Origin of the sequence: Arthrobacter sp. PGP41, from assembly GCF_002953935.1 — a bacterium.
GTDB lineage: Bacteria > Actinomycetota > Actinomycetes > Actinomycetales > Micrococcaceae > Arthrobacter.
The window spans coordinates 3,411,735-3,429,217 of the sequence record NZ_CP026514.1 but is presented as its reverse complement, the minus strand read 5'-3'; the positions used below and the strand labels follow the sequence as shown (position 1 = coordinate 3,429,217).

The following is a 17,483-nucleotide window of genomic DNA, read 5'->3' as shown; positions in this document are numbered from 1 at the left end:
CGCCTCGGGAACCAGGGACCACTCGAGTCGAATCAGGGGCCGCTCAGGGAGTGCCCGGTGATCACTGAATCCCGAACGTTTGTGGCGTCACTTCTCGCGGCGGTAACGGTTGGCGCCTTTGTTTTGTTGGGTTCCGGGGCCAGTGGTGACCCTAGGGCGGTTGCCGCACTCTCAACTGACGGGACTACCGCGGCAGAAGCCCATAACTGGGGGTCCGTCGTTGCCGGGGACGAGTTCAACTATGTGGGTGCACCCGACCCGCTGAAATGGAACGTCTACAACAGCGCCGGGCATGCAGGCAACGGCCTTCGTTCACCCGCCCAGGTCACCGTGGACGGCACCAAGATGGTCATGAACGGGACGCCCAACGGCACAACCGCGGGCATGGGCGCCAAGTTCGCCAACCAGAAGTACGGCCGCTGGGAGGTCCGTGCCGCGGGCTCGGGCGACAACGAATACCACATGGTCTCCATCCTGTGGCCCGATTCGGAGAACTGGCCCTGCGACGGCGAAATTGACTACGCCGAAACCACGGGTGACTGGAACGTCATCCAGTTCTTCCATCACTACTCCTGCTCCAACTTGCAGACGTTCGCATCGAAGGCACTCGACGTGAGCCAGTTCCACAACTACGCCGTTGACTGGTCACCGGCCGGTATCACTGGGTACGTGGATGGAGTCCAGTGGTTCCAGGACAACACCGCGTCGCACCAGCCTCCGGGTTCCATGCATCAGACCCTCCAGCTGGACTGGTTCCCCGACTCCACCCCTGACGGCGCTGGGGAAATGCGGGTGGACTGGGTCCGGGTATACGCCGCGGCCGGCACGGTCGTTTCCCCGCCTCCACCCTCCGGTGACTCGTGGGAGTTCGCCGCTGTAGGTGACATGAACCCGGAAGGGAACACGTCCACCTCGTCCGCATCGGGCCAGAACGCTGCCAGCATCACCGCGAGCCTGAACGACGGGTCACTGGACAACTTCATCGGTATCGGTGACTTCCAGTACAACCAGGGCACCTGTTCGGCCCTCGTTGCTTGGGACACCCTATGGGGTGGGGTGAAAGCGAAGACGTTCTGGACGGCCGGGCCGGGGCATGACGTGGATCCCGGTGTGAATGATGACGTGGACAGGTTCATGAATGGTGAATGTGTGTCCACGACGAAAAGCGCAGCGAACACCACTCTTGGCCGGTTCCAGGACGCCCTTGAATGGTACTCGTTTGACAAGGGCAACTGGCACATTGTGGCAGCTCCTACGGCCACGTGGCTGTACAACCCCACGAGGGCACAGGCCATGACCGCGGAGATGGACGCTGATATGAAGGCGGCGAAAGCGGCCGGGAAGCATCTGGCTGTTGTATACCACGACCCGTACTTCACATCGGACACCTCGATCCATACCCGCTTCACTCAGGCCAAGCCCTGGATCGACATGTTCTGGGCGAACCGGGTCAAGCTGCTCCTGTCAGGTTCACAGCACAACTATGAGCGGACCTGCCCGGTGGACAACGCGGACCAGTGCGTCACGGACGGGATGCAGCAGTTCCAGGTGTCCACCGGCGGTATCGATTTGCGGCCCTTCCTCAGCGACCCGGCCTATGTGCAGAAGAAATTCAGCGACACGTGGGGCCATCTGAGGATGAGCCTTAAAGCTGATGGCTCCTACTCGTGGGAGTTCCGCCCTGTCCATGGCGGGATGCAGACAGACAGCGGATCGAGGGAGCCGGGTACCGCCCCGCCCGGCGACACGACGGCTCCGGAGACGACGATTACGTCGGGGCCGCCTGCGTCTTCGACGTCGACCAGTGCCTCCTTTGCCTTCACTTCGAGTGAGGCGAATTCGACGTTCCAGTGCAGCCTGGATGGTGGACCGCGCGTGGCGTGCACCTCGCCGCAGACCTATGCCGGGTTGTCGATCGGATCCCATACTTTCGATGTCTGGGCCACCGATGCAGCCGGCAACACCGACGGGACAGCAGCGACGCATTCCTGGAGCGTCGTCTCCGGCGGGGGCGCGTCGGAGACGGTCACGCTGACGGCCATCGCTGACAGTTACGTCACCAACGGGACGGGGTTGCTGGATACGAACTTTGGCACGAGCGCGATATTGGGTGTGGACAACAGCCCGGCGGAGGTCACGTACCTGAAGTTTGACCTGTCGGCGTATGCGGGCAGGACGCTGGAGAGTGCGACGCTGCAGCTGCGCAGTGCCGGGAACGGGTCAACGGGTTCGCAGAACGTCAAGCTGGTCGGCAATGACAGCTGGAGTGAGACCGGGATCACGTACAACAACAAACCGCCGCTCGGCACCACCATCGGCACGCTCGTCGGACCGACGGCGACCAACACCAACTACAGCGTGTCGCTGAACGCCGCCGCAGTGAACGGTGAGCTGGGCCAGCTGCTTTCCCTGGGTATGGACACCAGCAGCAATGACGGCCTGGACCTGAACTCCAGGGACGCCGGCAGCACGGCCGCACCCAAACTCGTCCTCACCCTCGGCGGCGGCGGTGGGGGTGGTGGTGATACGACGGCTCCGGAGACGACGATTACGTCGGGGCCGCCTGCGTCTTCGACGTCGACCAGTGCCTCCTTTGCCTTTACTTCGAGTGAGGCGAATTCGACGTTCCAGTGCAGCCTGGATGGTGGACCGCGCGTGGCGTGCACCTCGCCGCAGACCTATGCCGGGTTGTCGATCGGATCCCATACTTTCGATGTCTGGGCCACCGATGCAGCCGGCAACACCGACGGGACAGCAGCGACGCATTCCTGGAGCGTCGTCTCCGGCGGGGGCGCGTCGGAGACGGTCACGCTGACGGCGGCCGCTGACAGTTACGTCACCAACGGGACGGGGTTGCTGGATACGAACTTTGGCACGAGCACGATATTGGGTGTGGACAACAGCCCGGCGGAGGTCACGTACCTGAAGTTTGACCTGTCGGCGTATGCGGGCAGGACGCTGGAGAGTGCGACGCTGCAGCTGCGCAGTGCCGGGAACGGGTCAACGGGTTCGCAGAACGTCAAGCTGGTCGGCAATGACGACTGGAGTGAGACCGGGATCACGTACAGCAACAAACCGCCGCTCGGGGCCAGCGTCGGCACGCTCGTCGGGCCGACAACGACCAACACCAACTACAGCGTTTCGCTGAACGCCGCCGCAGTGAACGGTGAGCTGGGCCAGCTGCTTTCCCTGGGTATGGACACCAGCAGCAATGACGGCCTGGACCTGAACTCCAGGGACGCCGGCAGCACGGCCGCACCCAAACTCGTCCTCACCCTCGGCGGCGGCGGTGGGGGTGGTGGTGATACGACGGCTCCGGAGACGACGATTACGTCGGGGCCGCCTGCGTCTTCGACGTCGACCAGTGCCTCCTTTGCCTTTACTTCGAGTGAGGCGAATTCGACGTTCCAGTGCAGCCTGGATGGTGGACCGCGCGTGGCGTGCACCTCGCCGCAGACCTATGCCGGGTTGTCGATCGGATCCCATACTTTCGATGTCTGGGCCACCGATGCAGCCGGCAACACCGACGGGACAGCAGCGACGCATTCCTGGAGCGTCGTCTCCGGCGGGGGCGCGTCGGAGACGGTCACGCTGACGGCCATCGCTGACAGCTACGTGTCCAGCCGAACAGCGACGACGAACTTTGGCACAAGTACCACGTTGGGTGTGGACAGCAGCCCGGTGGAGGTCACGTACCTGAAGTTTGACCTGTCGGCGTATGCGGGCAGGACGCTGGAGAGTGCGACACTGCAACTGCGCAGTGCCCGGAGCGGGTCAAAAGGTACGCAGAACGTCAAGCTGGTCGGCAATGACGACTGGAGTGAGACCGGGATCACATACAGCAACAAACCGCCGCTCGGCACCACCATCGGCACGCTCGTCGGGCCGACAACGACCAACACCAACTACAGCGTTTCGCTGAACGCCGCCGCAGTGAACGGTGAGCTCGGCCAGCTGCTTTCCCTGGGTATGGACACCAGCAGCAGCGACGGCCTGGACCTGAACTCCAGGGAGGCCGGCAGCACGGCCGCACCCAAACTCGTCCTCACCCTCAAGTAGGTCGTTACTCGTTCCCGCTGGCGCTTTCGCCACCGAACATCCCATGCCTCGGGCAACCGCACCTGCGAACCGGGCATGACCGGCAGACCGGGTGCATGAAGGGGGCCGCCTCCACGCTGGAGGCGGCCCGATTGAGCGCAACCCTAGAACTTGTCCTTACCCGCGTTGGGGTTCTTCGGGTTCTCCTTATTGCTGCCGTTCCTGCCGTTATTGATGCACTGCCAGCCCCCATCGACCTTGGTGACGGTCTGCCCGCCTGGACAGGCGATGGGAGCGGCCGAAGCCGCCGATGCCACGACGACGAGAGTCGTGAACAGGAACCCGGATACAGCTGCGGAACTTAGGAATTTGCGTCAACCGTAACGCCGCAGTCCGCGCTGGATCGCGGGGCTGAATCTACCCAATCTTCACCGGCGCCTACCCAATCTCGCGGCAGTTCTACCTAACACGTACCAGCGCCCGTTCGAAGCGGCTGCAGCCCCGGATAACGGCAACGCGGGCATGAACGTAAGTTTGCTTATTAAGCGGTCTACAAGTAAAGTCTACGGTGTAGAGAAGTTGTTGACATGGTTTCGAGTAGAGGGATCAGAGTTTGCACGGCCAATCTGGGCCGCTCACCAAACCCTCAGGAGCATTACATGTCTGTAAACACCCACAATGACCATTCCAGCGCTGTCCGCAACGCCAATGACATCAAGATCTCGACGCGCACCCTCGAGTTCGCCGTCTACGTTGCAGCGGTCCTGGCCACCATCATCACGGCCGCGGTTGTCGGGGATGATGCCAGCGAGAACGGCGTCGACGTCTTCAACGCCAGCCAGGCCATGCAGTACATCACCTTCCTCACAGTTGGCCTGATGATCGCCCGCGGCTTGGCGAAGGCCGGTAACCGTGCCCACGGCACGCACTCCTAACACCGCTTATCCGGCCCGCAAGGCCGGGAGCTGACCTGATGCAGGGCGCGGCACCACAACGGTGCCGCGCCCTGCATCAGTCCACGTACGATTTGTCCAGCCTGCGGGATTCCAGCCGCGGACGCCTGGAAATCCCTCAGATCCCCCCGATGTCCCGCGCAAGGCATTGAGTTTGAGGCCGCTGCCCCCACGCCTGAGCCCGAGCCAAGAATGCGGCCGCTAGAGCGCAGGGACCGCCGGCCTGAGGATGCGTAAACACCACGAAAGCCATTATGAAAACTGAACAGGCCTTTGAGTCAATCGTCATCATCTTTAATCCCAACAGCAGCGGCGACGCCCCACGGCTTGCCGAGCAACTGCGGGAGGAGCTCGGAGAGCTTCTTCCCTATGCCTCGGATGTCACCCTGCAACCCACGGACCACGCCGGGCATGCCGTTGAGCTGGCCCGCGATGCTGCTTCGGGCGGCCGGGACGTGCTGATCGTCTCCGTCAGCGGAGACGGCGGCTACAACGAAGTTGTCAACGGTGTGATGCAGGCCGGCAACCCCCGCGCGGTATGCGCGGTCATGGCGGCGGGGAACGCCAACGATCACCGCCGCACCACCGGCACCGGGCCCCTGGGGGCTGCCATCACCGGCGGTGCCGTCCGCCATATCGACCTCCTGCGCATCAGGAAGGGCGACGGGCCGGACGCTGCTGCCGAGTATGCACATTCCTACATCGGCTTCGGCCTGACGCCGGTCATGGCGATCGACCTGGAAAAGGGCAGCAAGGGCGCCTTGAAGGAACTGTTTTCCGTGATGAGGACTTTTTCGAAGTTCAAGCCGTTCGAAATCCGCCAAAGCGGAGGAGGGCGCCGCAAGTTCGACAGCCTTGTGTTCGCCAACATCCCGCGGATGGCCAAATACGCCACCCTCAGCGAAGCCGACAACCTGCCCTCGGACGGCAAATTCGAAGTAGTCATGTTCCCCCACCGCTCCAAACTGCAGGTGCTCCTGACAGCGCTCCGGGCAGCCACCAAAGGCCTCGGCCACCAGCCCAGCGCCAGCAGTTACTGGTTCACCACGCTCAAACCCATTCCGTACCAGGTGGACGGAGAAGTGAAATCCGTTGATGCCAACACGCGGATCACCATTGAAAGCGTCCCGGCTGCCCTGGCCACTTTAGGGTAATGAACCAGCAGAACGAGCGCGTTGAAAGGAAACCCGTGCACACCCAACCCAGCCAGCCGCCCGGCGTCGAACCACCGTCATTCCGCGGGTCCCTGCCCTGGATGCGCCGGCCGCTGGTTCCGAGGATCGTCACCACCCGATCCCTGACCTCACACGTCCACACCCTGGCAGGTCCTCCGGGCTCATCCGGACCGGTCTTCGTCCTGCTGCACGGCATCGGGATGTCGCACCGGTACTTCCGCAGGCTCCAGGCCATCCTTGCCCGGCACGGGGACACGCACGCCATCGACCTGCCCGGTTTCGGGTCAACGCCCACGCCGGACCGGCAGCTCAGCATCCCCGACTACGCTGATCACACCGCCGCAACGCTGGAAAAGATGGGCGCCGGTCCGGCCGTGGTGGTGGGACACTCCATGGGTGCCCAGTTCGCCGCCGAGCTCGCAGTCCGGCACCCCGCCAGCGTCTCCCACCTTGTGCTCCTGGGGCCAGTGGTGGACCCGGCACGCCGGACCGTCCGCCAGCAATCCCTGGCCCTGGGCCTGGACGCGCTGAGGGAAAGCCCGGCGGGAAATGCGATCGTCCTCGGGGATTACGTCCGCTCCGGCCTGCGCTGGTACCTCACCGAACTTCCGGTCATGATGTCCTACGCGCTGGAGGCCAACGTGGCGGTCGCGTCCCAGCCGGTCCTGGTCCTCCGCGGCTCGCGCGATCCGGTGGCACCGGGGCCCTGGTGCGAAAAATTGGCCGCCACCGCGCCGGACGGCCGGTTCGTGGAAATACCGGGCAAGCCACATATCGTCCAGCACGGGGCGCCCGGTGCAACTGCCGCGGAAATCCTCGCCCACGCCGGCACCTAGTTCCGCGGCATCCGCCTGGGACGGAGCGGTGACATTAACGCCGGGGTGCTGATCTTGGTATTCTCTGAGAGGTCATGCAGCGGCCTCTCAGTGTTTCCCGGAGGTCCCTGTCTGTGGCCGCCAGGCCCGCCGTCCGCAGGGCCGGGGCCAGTCACCCTCCGACCGTCGCCAGTCGGCGCCTCGCCCCCGTGCGCAGGTACGCCGGCGCTATGGGATCCACTGTGCAGAAAACAGCGTTTTCGCGTCCCTGCGGGAACCCATTGACCGGCGGGGATATGGCCTAGGAATCCTATTGGGGGTTGGGCCATATCCTTCGCCTTGCCGTACGGGTTTGGCATTTGATTTGAATAAAACCCGGACCTATTCTGTTTTGCAGGCGCCCCGATGTATCCCCCAATAACATCGGGGCGCTTCCATGCCCGGGATGGATACCGCCGTCAGCTGACTCGTTCCCCGGCCTGCAGCGTGGACTGTAACGCTCCCGTAACGCGACGGATGATCATATGTCTCGCGTCTTTGCATTCGTTCCTGGGGTGCCTCATGTGAAGGGGATCAGTGTTATGCCATGGCTGATCGATCTCACAGGGCGGCAATTATGGGCCCGGGAGGCGATCGCCGCGCTCAGCGCAGGAGGGGTGGCCCTGGCGGAATCCGATGCCCCGTCCGGCGGCTCAACGGCCGGCATCATCTTGTCCGTATCGGATTCCCAGGACCTGAGGGCTGCCCTCGGGGCGGCCGAGTATGGCCGGAGCCGGGTGATGGTCATCGGGCCTCCAAACGGGAAGCTGAAGCCCTGGCCTGTGCTGGATGCGGGCGCAGCGGAGTGCATTGCGTGGCAGGGGCAGGTGCCAGCTGTATCGGCGTGGATGCAGCGGATCCAGGATGTTGAAGCGGTCCTCGATTCGGTTGCGGTCCGGGAAAAACTGACCGGCAACAGCCCCGCCTTCCGGTCCGCGCTCCGGGACCTCGTGGTGGCGGCCCGGTTCGGGCAGGGCCCCATCCTGATCCAGGGCGAAACGGGGACTGGCAAGGAGCTGGCGGCCCGGGTGGCCCACGCGGTCAGCCACCAGCGCGGCAACCTGGTGACCGTGGACTGCACCACCATTGTGCCAACCCTGATGGGGAGCGAGCTTTTCGGTCACGAGCGCGGAGCCTTCACAGGCGCCGTGAGTGTCCGGACCGGAGCGTGCTCGGGAGCGGACCAGGGGTCCCTTTTCCTTGACGAGGTGGGGGAGCTGCCGCTTGACCTGCAGCCCGCACTGCTCCGCGTGGTCCAGGAGGGCACCTATAAACGCGTCGGCGGCGACAAGTGGCTGAACAGCAAGTTCCGGCTCATCTGTGCCACCAACCGGGACCTCAAGGATGAAGTGGCGGCCGGCAGCTTCCGCGCCGACCTGTACCACCGGATCGCCGCCTCGATGGTCACCATGCCGCCGCTGCGGGAACGGGTGGAAGACATCCTCTCCCTCTTTGCCCGGTTCTGCCGGGAGGTCAGCGGTTTAGCTGCGGACCCGGACGTGGACGCCTCGGTCCAGGACGTGCTGCTGCGCAGGGCCTACCCGGGCAACCTCCGCGACTTGCGCCAGCTGGCCTTCCGGATTGCCGCACGCCACGTGGGTCCGGGCGCCATCACTCCGGGTGACCTGCCCCGGGAGGACCGGCCCGTCTCCATGCATTCCGCGCCGGCCGCCGGAGCACGTGCAGGCGGCGATCCTTTCAGGGCAGCGGTGGCCTGGGCCGTGGACCGCGGGCTGGGCCTGCGCGACATCAAGGAACGTGCGGCGGAGGCGGCGGTGGACGTGGCAGTGGAACGCAGCGGCGGAAACGTGCACTCCGCCGCCGCCATGCTGGGCCTCACTGACCGGGCCATCCAGCAGCGGCAGGCCAGGAAAACGGGCCCCGACGGCGCGTGTCAGACACCCGCCGACAGCTCGTCCGCCACCTCGCGCCAGTAACTGTCGCCCGTCTCCTCCGCCAGTTCGCGGAACAGTTCTTCGAGCTCGCGCCACAGGACGTCCGGGCCTTTGCGGCCCAGCCGCTGCGGCTTTTGCCGGGGGCGCTTGTAGGCCTGCGCGAAGGCGTCCCGCACATACGATTCCACGGTGAGGCCGAACAGGTCGGCTTTCTTGGGGTGGGGAAACGGGATCATCTTGGGCAGCTCCACTTTCGGGAGCTCACGGCGGGACAGGAGTAGGCGGTCAACGCCGGGCAGGGAACTTCCCTTCACCAGTTCGCTGCGGTCCACCTGGTGGGCGAACACGCGAACATGGGTGGGAGGGCCGGATTTCGCCGACCAGGGTGAGTACGTGACCAGCCATATTGAATTCCGTTCCGGCTCGCTTCCCTGCATCCAGGCCTGCCGGGGTGCACCGGTTCCGCTGCGCGCCGCTTTGCTCTGCTTTACATAGTCGCGCAGCTGGTTCAGTCCCTTCCGGATGGCCGCAGTGTTGTCCGGCTTGATCTCGGCGAGGCCCGCATCGGTGATGGTTTCGGGTCCCTTGCCCAACGTGGTCATAGCCATGCTTCATTCCTCCTGGAGTGCGTGGTGGGGTTTCGGGCGCCGGCGGCCTTTCGGGCTGGACCGGTAAGCCGCAGGATGTTGCCGCCCAGGACAAGGTCCCGGTCTTCGGGCATCAGGCCAAGCGCGAAGATCTTGGCGAGCTCAGGGGCCGGATGGAGATACGGCCCGTCGCTGCCGAACAGCACCTTGTGGGCGCCGGCCCGCGCAACGGCTTCCTCCAGCAGGTCGAAATACCGCACCCCGGATGTATCGGTGAAAACGTTGGGCGCACGCACCAGGAGATCGATCAGCCGCTTCTGGGCACGCCAGTCGTCGGCGAAGGAGGAGAGGTGCGGCACAATCCACGGCACATCGGGGTGGCGTGCCGCCAGGTAGGCCACCCGCTGCACATCCCCGCCGGAATCGAACAGGACGGGCATGCCGTGGCGCTCCGCGGCGTCGGCCACCTCGTCCGTGGCCATGGCGTCGGACCAGTGCACCTTGATCCCGCAGGCATGACGGACGACGGCGGCAGCCACCACGGCGCCCACCCTCCCGCGGTCCGTGGCCGGGTTCACAAAGGCGTACCAGAGCCACCTGGCGGGATCGCGCCCGGCAAGTTCCGCGACTGTGCGGTTGGCCGCCGCATACGTCCGCACCGGCGCCGCCATCAGCACCGCCCCGAATATCCCGGCGGCGGCGGCCCGGGCCTGCCACAGGGCAAAGGACGTTTCCGGATCGGCCGGCCCAAGGGGTACGCCGGCCGTGCCTACGTGCACGTGCGAGTCGATGACCAGGTGCTTCATCACGCCGCCCGCCGGTCCCGGGTGACCTGGGCGAGGCCCCGGACCAGGCGGTCAAGGTCCGCCTGCGAGTGGTCCGCCCGTACCACCGCGGACAGCAGCGCGCCGGGCTGGCAGCGGGGCAGCTGCACCAGGGCCTGCACGCCCCGGGCCGCGAGGCCGTTCCGCCACCGCCGTGCCAGCAGGAGCGAGTCCACGCGGGTTCCCACAATGGGGAACGGCAGCCCCAACGGGGCCAGTCCCAGATCGTTCAACGCCTGCCGCAGCCACCGCGTGAGCCGGAACAGGCGGGCACGCAGGCGGGGCATGCGGCTGTCGCGGAGGGCACTGAGGCCGGCGCCGAGGTCTGCTGCCGACGGCGGGCTGCTGTGCAGGCGGTTGCCGCCGAGCCGGGACAGCCTGCTAATGGCCCCGCCCTCCCCGGTGATGACCGTGACGGGGGTCCCGTACGCCTTCGCCAGCGACGCAAGCCACACCACGCCGTCGTGCTTCAACCCTGCCCACCGCAGCGTCCCCGTTCCGTCCCCGAAGCTGCCCTCCACGGACCGCCGCCCCAGGACACCGAAGCCCAGGGAATCGTCCACGATCACCTGGCCGCCGGTCTTCCCGGCCAGCGCCTGCAGCGCGGCGAGCGGCGCCGGACGGCCGCACCCCTGGCACCAGCCGTCGGTCACCAGCCACGTCCTGGTTCCAGGCACGACGGCGGGCGGCCGGAAGTGCGGAAACGTCACCACCCGTACGCCCCGGGACTGCGCTGCCCGGCAGGCCCACTGGGACAGAGGGTAGGCGCCCCCGTCCACCAGCAGCAGGTCCCCGGGGCAGGGAAGTGCCTGCAGCACATCCATCATCCCGTGCAGGGCCGAGCGGGCAACCAGGCCGGACCCGGCCTGCTGCTGACCGGCGATTACACGCGCAAGCCTTTCCGCGTCCGGCAGTTCCCGCAGCGCCGCGGGAACGCCCGTGGTGAATTCAGCCCACGGACGGAACCCGGCGCTGGGATGGTGCTGGCCCAGGAAGAGCGCGGACGTGAAGTCCGCCCCGCCGTCGGCCTTCCCGAATGCTGCGGACATCTCCGCCCCTCAGTATCGGACGAGCTTCTGGGCCAGCCGGCGCTGCAGCAGCGTGGACGGCATGGTGGTATCCACCCGCTCGCTGAGGTCCACCCCGGTGACGGCCCGGTAGGCGTGGATGTAGCGCTGGACTGACGACTTCCAGGCGATGGCCCAGTTCTTCGCGTCATCGCTCTTCATGGTGGATTCGTTCCAGCGTCCGTGGCGGACGGACAAAAGGAGCTGCTCGCCGTGGACAGCCAGATCGTAGAAGTGTGTCACGCTGACGTCGGACCACCCCTGCATGGATTTCATGGTGTCCACCCGGTCCATCCACTCTTCTTCATACGGGACCATGGTGGGCCCGCCCAGGAACTGATGCATTTCCGGCTGGGCCAGCATCCACTGCACATCCATGGTTTCAATGCGGGCTATGAGGGCCATGTCGGCAAACTGGTTGTTTGCGCCCTTGGCCAGCACCAGGTGCAGCTCCTGCAGGTGGCTGAGCAGCGGAAACGCGTCCGCGTCCACGGTCTTGTCGTTGAGCTCCTTGTAATAGTGGTGGCAGGCGTTGAGCAGGCTGTGGAAGGCCTCCAGGAATTGCGTCCGCCGTTCCACCAGCAGCTCAGCCGGCGGAACCGCGCGGCCGATCAGCTGCAGTCCGTACTGGTACTCATACTCGGCGGCCCGGCGCCGCAGCGAGAGGCGTTCGTCCTCGGCCTCGGCGAGGCCCCACAAGAGTCCCCGCAGCGGCATGAGCGGGTTGACGGCGAGCCGCGAGAGCGGATCCCTTCCCCCGGGTGCACGGCGGTTCTGGAAGCGCGCAATGATGCGGTTCAATGACTGGAACAGCATGGCTTCCTCCAGCCAGTACACGTAGATCAGCTCCACGAACGGCACCAGCTCCAATGGGTACTGGCCGCGCGGGATGCCTGTCGGGAAGGGCTTGTACGGCACGTTCCTTTGGTCGGTGACGTACGACAAAGGGATCGCCGTGCCGCTAAGCTTTCCTGGACCCCAGGCCGATTTCTTGCCCGACGACGGGTACATGTTGCCCAGGGCACCCTCGGTAACAAACTCTTTGGACAGCGCATGCAGGATGTCGTACGTCATGGACCCGAACGGCGGCTTGGTCCCCAGGCTGGCACCCTTGGCTTTTGCAAAGCGGGCGAAGTTTCCGAACTTGAGGTTCGAGGCGACGCCCCCTATAAACCCCCACAGGTCTTTGTGGCCGCTGTTGGGCGCCGCGTCCGTTTGGAGTGCGACCTTGAGCACGGGAGCCGACTCCGGCGGTTCGACGTTTATCGTGTCCAGAACGGACCAGCGTGCCGGCTTGCCGCGGAGGACATGGGAGCGGACGCGCACCCTGTATTCGCCCGAATCAGAAAGCATGACCGTTGGTTCGAAGTCCTTGCCGGGTCCCATGAGCTTGGTGACAACGCCGCCCTTGCTCCCTCCCATCGGGACAGTCCGGCCCCGTTCGTCTATGATCTGGAAGTCGTAGTCGCCCGGCTTTTCCCAGCCCTCGAGCTCGAAACGGAAGGCCACTTCCTGTCCGGCATAGACCGGAGCGGATGGCCGTCGGGTGAAATCCATGGCTATCTCCTTGTTGTTGGTGCTGTTGTGGTGAAGTTGGGCGTTGCGTGTCCCCTGACAGGCGCGGGGGAGCCCAGGACGTCCAGGCTGCCCCGGACCGCCCAGGCGGTCAGCAGCGAGGACAGCCGGGAGCTTTCCTCCTCTGCCGTGATGCGTCCGGCTGCCTTGGCCTGGCCCAGGACGGCAAAGACCAGGGCCGGCCGCTGGCGGGCCATGACGCCGAAGTCGCCGCCCCACGCCTGGTGGAGGCGGAGCAATTGTTCGGGCTGGCGCTCGCCGAGGGGGAAGATGGAACCGAGGTCGCGGCCGTCCGCCAGCGGCACGGGGTGGGCCAGCAGAAGCTCAACGAAGTCCCCGATCCGGGCTTCGCAGTTTCGGATCCAGGCAGCGTGTTCGGCCGGAAGGCCGGCAAGCGGATACATCGCCTTCCAGACCCGGGTGAGTTCCAGCCACTGGGGGTGCGGGTAGAGGGCGTTTCCCATGGCGGCGGAGATCAGCACCCGCAGGTACGGCATCGGGTGCGGGTCGGTGCCGCTGGGGCGGAAAACGAAATAGCGCGGGAGGCTGACCACGGCCAGCAGCCCGATTGTGGATGTGATGCCCACCGTGGCCACGGACCACAGGTCTGCCACCACCTCGCTGACCCACTGGGAGAATGCCTCCCACACCCCGCCCGGGTTCCCGGTGGTGCGCCGCTCGATTTCGGCGCGCAGGGAGGGGACCAGTTCCAGCTGCGCGGCACCTTGGTGCCCCACTTCATGGACCAGTGACGAGGCGATCCCGCTGCCGATCATCCGCTCCCGGGGAAGCCTGATGATCCCCACGGGATTTGGCTTGCCCCCGGGGAGCCGGGTTTTGGCCCGGCGGATCGCAGCACCCGCACCCCTGGCGAGGTAGACCACCAGCCTGGCGTCGCCGTCGTCGGACGTTTCAACCCGCAGCGCATCCTGCGCGAGGATGTCCAGGCCCGAAAGCCACACGCCGGTGGAGTGTTCGCTGCGCTGGGTCACCACTTCGGTGAAGAGATCGAACTGGGCCAGGACCACGTTGAACTGCAGGCGGATGAGGACGAACCGGTGCTGCTGCTCGGCGGCCGTGGCGAACCGGCCCTCATCGTGCAGCCAGTCCAGAAAGGATGCCAGCTGCCGGCGGAGGTCGTTGCGTCCGGAGTGGAGGAACCGTTCGATCAGCAGCTGGGCGTCCCGGGGCAGGGCGGCGGCGAGGACCATCGTTTCGTGCATGACGAACGGCTTAACCTGGTCAAGGCGGGTCAGCAGGCCGGTTGCTTCGCTCTCGATCAGGCTGGTGCCAAGGGTCTTTGTGTCCATCCGGCTCGCCTCCCTTCTGCTCGTCGCCTGGGCCGTCACACGCCGAGCAGGATGACGCGTCCGTCACGCCGGATCCACCGGCCTTCGTCGGCGCCGCCGTTGGAGTTGCCGTTCGAGCCGCCGTCTGGCTGGCTGTCCCAGCCTTCGTCGGGGGCGCCCCACACTGCACCGGCGTACTGGTCGCCGTAGATCCGGGTTCCCCCGCGGTAACCGCGGCGGGCAGCGCGGCGGGAACGCAGCAGGGACGGGGCGTACCGCCGGGCCGCACTGGTGGCAGCGGCGCGGGCAGCCGCGGCCGGCGGCACGGACACCGGGGTCCGTGCGGCGTTGCGGTAGGAGGCCCGGGCAAACCGGACGTAGCGGCGGGCCGCCTCCTCCTCGGCCTCGGCTTCGTCCATCGACTCCGCCTCCTCGGCCTCGAGCAGCCCGCCGGCCAGGGAGCCGAGCTTGCTTCCAATGGCAGTGCCGACGCCGGGAGCAACGAAGGAGCCGATTGCGCCTCCCACGATGGGCAGCGCCTTCTTGGCCACCGATTTCAGGGCACCGCCCAGGGCCTTGCCGATGGGTGATTTGATGAACTTGGAGGCGTTCCGCACCACGCTCCGGGCGAGCTTTCCGAGGAACTGGTCCAGTTCCTCCTCCGAAGTGATGCTGAGCAGCTCCATGGCCAGCTCGGACTCCAGGTTTTCCTCGTTGTCCTGTTCGCCTTCGTAACCGCTGAAGCTGCCTTCGTCCTCTTCCTCCTGCGCCCAGGGGAAAGCCGATTCAGTCTCGCCTGCGTAGTAGTTGGTGCTCATGTCAATATCCTTTGGGTCGGTTGTTCTGTGGGTGGGGTTATCGGGCGCCGATGATCACGATGTTGTTGCCCCGGCGGACCCAGCGGCCGCTGTTCGCAGGTTTCGCAGGGGAGCCGGCCTGGCCGGGGCGCTTCAGCAGCCCCGGAAGGTGCTGGCGGGCCGCGGCGGTTGCGGCCTTTTGCGCTGCAAGGGGGCCAGGGACGCTCTTGGGCATGGCCGCGGCGCGCTGGGCCGTGGAGGTGGCAAAGCGGACAAACGCCCGGGCGGTCTCGAGGTCGCGGTCTTCCGGCGAGAGGCCTTCAAGCTGGAGCCCTGTCTCGAACCTGCTGCCAAGCCACTTGCCCACCTGGCGTCCGGCCTGTCCGCCGGCGCCGGGGACAATGTAGTTGCCCACGGCCTGGCCCAGCTGCGGAAGTGCTTTCCGCGCCGCGGACTTCAGGATGTTGCCCACGGCCCGTCCGGCGTCGGATCCGGCGAAGTCGCGTGCTGCTGAAACGGCCCGCCTGGCCAGGCTGCCAAGGAACTGGTCCAGCTCGCCTTCGTCGCTGACGGCCAGCAGTTCAGCGGCCAGGGACAGTTCATCCATCTCCTGGCTGTCGGTCTCGCCCCAGAATTCGCCGGCGCTGTCCTCATTGGACTCTTCCGCCTGGAACGGGGATTGTTCGCCTTCATAGGAGAGGCCGGATTCTTCATCCATCACCTCGCCCCAGGTGCCTTCGTCCTGGCCTTCGAACAGGGCCCTGTCGATGTCGTGCATGAGTATTTCCTTCCCGGAGTCTTGCGGGTGCCTTGGGGGACACCCTCGCGGAACACCGCATACCCCTCCTACTGCACAATTCGTGCCAACGCGGATGGGTGCTTCGGGGAGGGCCGGTTCGCTGGCAGGTGGTTCATTCGCGGCAGCGCGGAGCCGAAGCCGGGTTCGCTTGCGCGAAAGCGGGTTCGCGGCGGCCCGGGCCTACTGGAGGGAGTGGCGGTACTTGGTGACGGTCCGGCGGGCGATGCTGAAGCCCTGCCGGCTCAGTTCTGCGCGGAGCATTTCATCGGACAGGCGCTCCGGGCCGCCGGCGAGGAGCCCCTGGAGTGCCGCCCTGGGGGCCAGGCCCTTGCCGAACAGGCAGGAAAGGTCGGCAACCGCACCGGAGGGCAGCCGCAGCCGCTTCCCGCGGACAGCCCGGCTGACGGTGGAAGGGTGCACGCCGATTTCCTCCGCTACTGCGGTGCGGGTGAGCGGCCGGTGGTGCCCGTCGCCGTGGTCCAGGAAATCTTTTTGCCGGGCCACGGCGCATTCGGTGATGCGCAGCAGGACGCTGGCCCGGCGGTCAATCTGGTAGATGTGCCGCTGGGCAGCCAGTTCGTGCTCGGCGAGCCACTGCCTCGCCTCGGGAGCCCTTTTCACGCCGTCGCACAGCTCCACCAGCTTGAGGCCGAACCAGGCGCTCCCGGGCACCTCCACCTCAAGGGACCCGTCGGGCCTGCGGTAGAGGAACACGTCGGCGGTGGGGGCGGCGTCCGTCCGGCCGGTCTCCGCGGCGGCGAAGGGCCTCAGCCGTTCCTTGATGACGGCGAGTCCCTCCAGGACCTGCACTTCCGGGATCTGCAGGGCGCGTCCGACGTCGGCAGTGCTTCCCGCGGCAAGATCGCCCAGGTGGTCGCTGACCAGGCGGGGGAGCCAGGCCGGCGCCTCGCCCGCCTCCACCAGCGCCTCGGCCTGGGCGGTGAGCAGGGCCGTGACGCTTGGTGCCCCGATGCCGGGCGGCCCTACGGCGCGCAGGGCCCGGAGGGCTTCCTGCACCTGGCCGGTCTTCAGCCCGTGCAACTGCGCGATCTCGTCCGGCTCCGCGTCCAGGGTTCCCCGCTGCGTCAGGTGCGCCATCACGTATTCGAGGGCAGTGCGGGAGTCCGGCCGTACTTCCAGCCCGGCATCTGCTTCAAGGGTGCTGAACGGGTCAGTGCCTGGCTCGGGCCCGTCCTGGTAGTGCAGGGCGGCTCCCTGGTCCCGGCAGCGGTAACAGGAGCCGGACTGGACATGGCGGCCGCAGCCGGGGCACGGATGGCCGTCCGTCCGCTCCAGCATGGGGTTCTCGGCCAGGCAGTTCTCGGTGGCCTGCTGCACCTCCAGGTGTGTCATGGCCAGCATGCCCAGCGCCTTCAGCAGGCCGGGCAAGGCGCGCAGCTCAGTGCTGAGCCCCGCCTGTAGCTCCATGCCCTGGCCTGCCGGTCCCAGAGTGACCATGGCTCAGGCTAGCCCCGGCCGCTGCGTCTCGGGAAGCCCCGAACCTGCGTCTGCACAGCCTCCCCCGACGGTTTCCCTGCTGGTTGCGCCCGCATCCCGTTCCTCGTGCGCAAACTCCTTCTCGACGCGCATATTCCTTGTCGACGCGGGGATAACGGGGGCGCCGGGGAAC

General features: G+C 66.3%; 14 protein-coding genes. 5 read left to right on the top strand and 9 right to left on the bottom strand.

What is annotated here, in order from left to right; all coding sequences use genetic code 11:
- Window positions 1–57: 57 nt before the first annotated feature.
- Window positions 58–4,059 carry a CBM96 family carbohydrate-binding protein gene (locus C3B78_RS20155; RefSeq protein ID WP_234005431.1) on the top strand — a complete coding sequence of 1,334 codons (4,002 nt, stop codon included), beginning with the start codon at window positions 58–60 and terminating at the stop codon, window positions 4,057–4,059.
- A 143-nt stretch (window positions 4,060–4,202) separates the two neighbouring features.
- Here C3B78_RS20155 and C3B78_RS19745 read toward each other — a convergent pair whose 3' ends face one another.
- Window positions 4,203–4,355, bottom strand: a complete 153-nt coding sequence (locus C3B78_RS19745) for a hypothetical protein (RefSeq protein WP_158677275.1) — start codon at window positions 4,353–4,355, stop codon at window positions 4,203–4,205.
- A 342-nt stretch (window positions 4,356–4,697) separates the two neighbouring features.
- Here C3B78_RS19745 and C3B78_RS15690 point away from each other — a divergent pair, with 342 nt between their 5' ends.
- From C3B78_RS15690 to C3B78_RS15675, 4 genes are all read left to right on the top strand, one after another.
- A complete protein-coding gene (locus C3B78_RS15690; RefSeq protein WP_104998879.1) occupies window positions 4,698–4,973 on the top strand; it encodes a hypothetical protein in 276 nt (91 codons plus the stop codon).
- 272 nt (window positions 4,974–5,245) lie between these two features.
- Complete coding sequence (locus tag C3B78_RS15685; protein WP_104998878.1) at window positions 5,246–6,145, top strand: diacylglycerol/lipid kinase family protein; 900 nt, start codon at window positions 5,246–5,248, stop codon at window positions 6,143–6,145.
- A complete protein-coding gene (locus tag C3B78_RS15680) occupies window positions 6,145–7,002 on the top strand; it encodes an alpha/beta fold hydrolase (RefSeq protein ID WP_104998877.1) in 858 nt (285 codons plus the stop codon). Before C3B78_RS15685 ends, C3B78_RS15680 begins: the two co-directional genes overlap by 1 nt.
- A gap of 560 nt (window positions 7,003–7,562) precedes the next feature.
- Window positions 7,563–8,957 (top strand): sigma-54-dependent transcriptional regulator, encoded by a 1,395-nt coding sequence (locus C3B78_RS15675; protein ID WP_158677274.1) that lies wholly within the window; start codon window positions 7,563–7,565, stop codon window positions 8,955–8,957.
- Here the strand turns inward: C3B78_RS15675 and C3B78_RS15670 are convergent.
- The 8 genes from C3B78_RS15670 to C3B78_RS15635 all read right to left on the bottom strand — a co-directional run bounded on the left by C3B78_RS15670 (window position 8,915) and on the right by C3B78_RS15635 (window position 17,311).
- A complete protein-coding gene (locus C3B78_RS15670; protein ID WP_158677273.1) occupies window positions 8,915–9,523 on the bottom strand; it encodes a hypothetical protein in 609 nt (202 codons plus the stop codon). The two genes, C3B78_RS15675 and C3B78_RS15670, sit on opposite strands and share 43 nt — an antisense overlap.
- Window positions 9,514–10,308 (bottom strand): amidohydrolase family protein, encoded by a 795-nt coding sequence (locus C3B78_RS15665; RefSeq protein ID WP_104998874.1) that lies wholly within the window; start codon window positions 10,306–10,308, stop codon window positions 9,514–9,516. Before C3B78_RS15665 ends, C3B78_RS15670 begins: the two co-directional genes overlap by 10 nt.
- Complete coding sequence (locus tag C3B78_RS15660) at window positions 10,308–11,375, bottom strand: hypothetical protein (protein ID WP_104998873.1); 1,068 nt, start codon at window positions 11,373–11,375, stop codon at window positions 10,308–10,310. Before C3B78_RS15660 ends, C3B78_RS15665 begins: the two co-directional genes overlap by 1 nt.
- A 9-nt stretch (window positions 11,376–11,384) precedes the next feature.
- Window positions 11,385–12,950: a hypothetical protein gene (locus C3B78_RS15655; RefSeq protein ID WP_104998872.1), complete on the bottom strand. Its 1,566-nt coding sequence runs from the start codon at window positions 12,948–12,950 to the stop codon at window positions 11,385–11,387.
- Window positions 12,951–12,952: 2 nt separating this feature from the next.
- The gene (locus C3B78_RS15650) at window positions 12,953–14,278 is read right to left on the bottom strand and encodes a hypothetical protein (protein WP_199775268.1); all 1,326 of its coding nucleotides are present in this window, start codon (window positions 14,276–14,278) and stop codon (window positions 12,953–12,955) included.
- 35 nt (window positions 14,279–14,313) lie between these two features.
- The gene (locus C3B78_RS15645; RefSeq protein ID WP_104998871.1) at window positions 14,314–15,075 is read right to left on the bottom strand and encodes a hypothetical protein; all 762 of its coding nucleotides are present in this window, start codon (window positions 15,073–15,075) and stop codon (window positions 14,314–14,316) included.
- Window positions 15,076–15,112: 37 nt separating this feature from the next.
- Window positions 15,113–15,832 (bottom strand): hypothetical protein, encoded by a 720-nt coding sequence (locus C3B78_RS15640; RefSeq protein WP_104998870.1) that lies wholly within the window; start codon window positions 15,830–15,832, stop codon window positions 15,113–15,115.
- Window positions 15,833–16,033: 201 nt separating this feature from the next.
- Window positions 16,034–17,311: an RNA polymerase factor sigma-54 gene (locus tag C3B78_RS15635; protein WP_104998869.1), complete on the bottom strand. Its 1,278-nt coding sequence runs from the start codon at window positions 17,309–17,311 to the stop codon at window positions 16,034–16,036.
- Between the last annotated feature and the right edge of the window lie 172 nt (window positions 17,312–17,483).

Coding starts and splice junctions, on each gene's coding strand:
- C3B78_RS15690 (WP_104998879.1), top strand. CDS start 4,698: ATGTCTGTAAACACCCACAATGACCATTCCAGCGCTGTCCGCAACGCC.
- C3B78_RS15685 (WP_104998878.1), top strand. CDS start 5,246: ATGAAAACTGAACAGGCCTTTGAGTCAATCGTCATCATCTTTAATCCC.
- C3B78_RS15680 (WP_104998877.1), top strand. CDS start 6,145: ATGAACCAGCAGAACGAGCGCGTTGAAAGGAAACCCGTGCACACCCAA.
- C3B78_RS15675 (WP_158677274.1), top strand. CDS start 7,563: ATGCCATGGCTGATCGATCTCACAGGGCGGCAATTATGGGCCCGGGAG.
- C3B78_RS15670 (WP_158677273.1), bottom strand. CDS start 9,523: ATGGCTATGACCACGTTGGGCAAGGGACCCGAAACCATCACCGATGCG.
- C3B78_RS15665 (WP_104998874.1), bottom strand. CDS start 10,308: ATGAAGCACCTGGTCATCGACTCGCACGTGCACGTAGGCACGGCCGGC.
- C3B78_RS15660 (WP_104998873.1), bottom strand. CDS start 11,375: ATGTCCGCAGCATTCGGGAAGGCCGACGGCGGGGCGGACTTCACGTCC.
- C3B78_RS15655 (WP_104998872.1), bottom strand. CDS start 12,950: ATGGATTTCACCCGACGGCCATCCGCTCCGGTCTATGCCGGACAGGAA.
- C3B78_RS15650 (WP_199775268.1), bottom strand. CDS start 14,278: ATGGACACAAAGACCCTTGGCACCAGCCTGATCGAGAGCGAAGCAACC.
- C3B78_RS15645 (WP_104998871.1), bottom strand. CDS start 15,075: ATGAGCACCAACTACTACGCAGGCGAGACTGAATCGGCTTTCCCCTGG.
- C3B78_RS15640 (WP_104998870.1), bottom strand. CDS start 15,832: ATGCACGACATCGACAGGGCCCTGTTCGAAGGCCAGGACGAAGGCACC.
- C3B78_RS15635 (WP_104998869.1), bottom strand. CDS start 17,311: ATGGTCACTCTGGGACCGGCAGGCCAGGGCATGGAGCTACAGGCGGGG.